The organism is Neobacillus drentensis (genome assembly GCF_036965425.1).
Classification (GTDB): Bacteria; Bacillota; Bacilli; order Bacillales; family Cytobacillaceae; genus Neobacillus; species Neobacillus drentensis_F.
This window is the reverse complement of record NZ_JBALPP010000005.1, coordinates 1-1,815: the sequence shown is the minus strand read 5'-3', so window position 1 is coordinate 1,815 and position 1,815 is coordinate 1. Positions and strand designations below refer to the sequence as shown.

The window sequence follows — 1,815 nt, the reverse complement described above, 5'->3', positions numbered from 1 at the left end:
ATCTATTTTCCGAGCCTGATGGGTATTATGAAGCCCTCTTATTTACCTTAACGGCTTTTTTTCGGGTCTGACGGGCATTAAGATCTGCTCTTATAATTAATGAATTTAGGATAGTTAATATTAATTATTTACATAACAAAAGGATAAAATAAAAACGTCTCTCATGCAATATGAGAAACGTTTTTGATACCGGTGGTCGGGGTCGAACCGACACTCCAGAGGAACACGATTTTGAGTCGTGCGCGTCTGCCAATTCCGCCACACCGGCGTGACAATATTTTATTGAAGCTAATGCCGAGGACCGGAATCGAACCGGTACGGTAGTCACCTACCGCAGGATTTTAAGTCCTGTGCGTCTGCCAGTTCCGCCACCCCGGCGAAATTAAAATAACTATTTCTTACCCATACTCAACGTAAGTTTTATGGAGGCGGCAACCGGATTCGAACCGGTGGTAAAGGTTTTGCAGACCTCTGCCTTACCACTTGGCTATGCCGCCATAAAATTGGAGCGGAAGACGGGATTCGAACCCGCGACCCCCACCTTGGCAAGGTGGTGTTCTACCACTGAACTACTTCCGCAAAATGGCTGGGCTAGCTGGATTTGAACCAACGCATGTCGCAGTCAAAGTGCGATGCCTTACCGCTTGGCTATAGCCCAATGTCGTTAATAACTAAACAAGAATTTATTAAAATATTATGGGGCGACTGATGGGAATCGAACCCACGAATGTCGGAACCACAATCCGATGCGTTAACCACTTCGCCACAATCGCCACAATATAATGGCAGGGGTAGTAGGAATCGAACCCACACCAAAGGTTTTGGAGACCTTCGTTCTACCTTTAAACTATACCCCTATGTTATTGAAAGTTATTTTCACTATCGCGAAAAAATTTTGGTGGAGGGGGACGGATTCGAACCGCCGAACCCGGAGGGAGCGGATTTACAGTCCGCCGCGTTTAGCCACTTCGCTACCCCTCCACATATAATCAACTAAAACATAAATGGTGGCTCAGGACGGAATCGAACCGCCGACACAAGGATTTTCAGTCCTTTGCTCTACCGACTGAGCTACTGAGCCACAATTTCATTTTTTGCCATTTTCATTTAAATGGCGGTCTGGACGGGACTCGAACCCGCGACCTCCTGCGTGACAGGCAGGCATTCTAACCAACTGAACTACCAGACCGTATTGCGGGGACAGGATTTGAACCTGCGACCTTCGGGTTATGAGCCCGACGAGCTACCGGACTGCTCCACCCCGCGACGATAAAAACAATATATTCTATTCATGTACAAAAGTGCAAGTACATAATGGTGGAGGATGACGGGATCGAACCGCCGACCCTCTGCTTGTAAGGCAGATGCTCTCCCAGCTGAGCTAATCCTCCATATTCATGAAAGTAATTTTCAATATCACGAAGAAAATTTGGTGACCCCTACGGGATTCGAACCCGTGTTACCGCCGTGAAAGGGCGGTGTCTTAACCGCTTGACCAAGGGGCCATTTTAAAAAATTAATGGCGGAGAGCAAGGGATTTGAACCCTTGAGACAGGGTTACCCGCCTACACGATTTCCAATCGTGCTCCTTCGGCCACTCGGACAGCTCTCCATTAAAATGGCTCCGCAGGTAGGACTCGAACCTACGACCGATCGGTTAACAGCCGATAGCTCTACCACTGAGCTACTGCGGAATATTAGAATAACAGCCTGGCAACGTCCTACTCTCACAGGGGCGCGTGCCCCAACTACCATCGGCGCTGAGAAGCTTAACTTCCGTGTTCGGTATGGGAACGGGTGTGACCTTCTCGCCAT

The 1,815-nt window shown here is 48.3% G+C and carries 15 tRNA genes and 1 rRNA gene; all 16 read right to left on the bottom strand.

Annotated features, from left to right (window positions below):
* Window positions 1-187: 187 nt before the first annotated feature.
* A tRNA-Leu gene (locus V7161_RS00560) sits at window positions 188-268 on the bottom strand.
* Between the two features lie 24 nt (window positions 269-292).
* Window positions 293-378: transfer RNA gene (locus tag V7161_RS00555), tRNA-Leu, on the bottom strand.
* Window positions 379-423: 45 nt separating this feature from the next.
* A tRNA-Cys gene (locus V7161_RS00550) sits at window positions 424-497 on the bottom strand.
* 7 nt (window positions 498-504) lie between these two features.
* Window positions 505-579: transfer RNA gene (locus V7161_RS00545), tRNA-Gly, on the bottom strand.
* A 4-nt stretch (window positions 580-583) separates the two neighbouring features.
* Window positions 584-658: transfer RNA gene (locus tag V7161_RS00540), tRNA-Gln, on the bottom strand.
* Window positions 659-697: 39 nt separating this feature from the next.
* Window positions 698-773 (bottom strand) — tRNA-His (locus V7161_RS00535).
* A gap of 10 nt (window positions 774-783) precedes the next feature.
* Window positions 784-857 (bottom strand) — tRNA-Trp (locus V7161_RS00530).
* A 39-nt stretch (window positions 858-896) separates the two neighbouring features.
* Window positions 897-981: transfer RNA gene (locus V7161_RS00525), tRNA-Tyr, on the bottom strand.
* A gap of 24 nt (window positions 982-1,005) precedes the next feature.
* Window positions 1,006-1,081 (bottom strand) — tRNA-Phe (locus V7161_RS00520).
* A 31-nt stretch (window positions 1,082-1,112) separates the two neighbouring features.
* Window positions 1,113-1,189, bottom strand: a tRNA-Asp gene (locus V7161_RS00515).
* A gap of 3 nt (window positions 1,190-1,192) precedes the next feature.
* Window positions 1,193-1,266, bottom strand: a tRNA-Met gene (locus V7161_RS00510).
* Window positions 1,267-1,315: 49 nt separating this feature from the next.
* Window positions 1,316-1,391, bottom strand: a tRNA-Val gene (locus V7161_RS00505).
* A 39-nt stretch (window positions 1,392-1,430) separates the two neighbouring features.
* Window positions 1,431-1,505 (bottom strand) — tRNA-Glu (locus V7161_RS00500).
* A 15-nt stretch (window positions 1,506-1,520) separates the two neighbouring features.
* Window positions 1,521-1,612 (bottom strand) — tRNA-Ser (locus V7161_RS00495).
* Window positions 1,613-1,619: 7 nt separating this feature from the next.
* A tRNA-Asn gene (locus tag V7161_RS00490) sits at window positions 1,620-1,694 on the bottom strand.
* Window positions 1,695-1,708: 14 nt separating this feature from the next.
* A 5S ribosomal RNA gene (gene rrf / locus V7161_RS00485) occupies window positions 1,709-1,815 on the bottom strand; the annotation flags it as partial.